The following is a 455-nucleotide window of genomic DNA, read 5'->3' as shown; positions in this document are numbered from 1 at the left end:
GACCTGCGGGTTAACATCCGGCTGATCCGACAGGGTATTATTCGGGTCGAGCACGGTCAGCGCCGCCAGCGTTGGTTCGTTCAGCGCATCACGTCCGGGGTTATCCGCCAGCAAAATAGCCGGAGCCGCATCCGTCAGAATATGGGCCAGACGTTCACCAGTATAGACCGGATCTAACGGCACATACGCGCCACCGGCTTTCAGCACCGCCAATACCGCCACCACCATTGCTGGTGAACGTGACACGCAAATCGCCACCCGCTGATCCGGCTCTACGCCCAGCGCAATTAGCTGATGGGCCAGCCGGTTGGCACGGGCATTTAATTCGGCATAACTGAGGGTCTGCTCTTCATAGACTAATGCTATCGCGTCAGGCGTTTTCGCCACCTGCTGTTCAAACAACTGATGAATGCACAATTGCTCAGGATAGGCGATTTCCGTGGCATTCCAGGTTT

At 56.5% G+C, this 455-nt stretch carries 1 protein-coding gene; it reads right to left on the bottom strand.

What is annotated here, in order from left to right; all coding sequences use genetic code 11:
- Positions 1–455 (bottom strand): AMP-binding protein (locus ABR397_RS23315; RefSeq protein ID WP_350307776.1); only part of this gene is annotated, 455 nt, incomplete at both ends.

This window comes from Photorhabdus viridis (assembly GCF_040256935.1).
GTDB classification, from domain to species: Bacteria; Pseudomonadota; Gammaproteobacteria; order Enterobacterales; family Enterobacteriaceae; genus Photorhabdus; species Photorhabdus viridis.
This window is presented reverse-complemented; position numbering and strand designations above follow the sequence as displayed.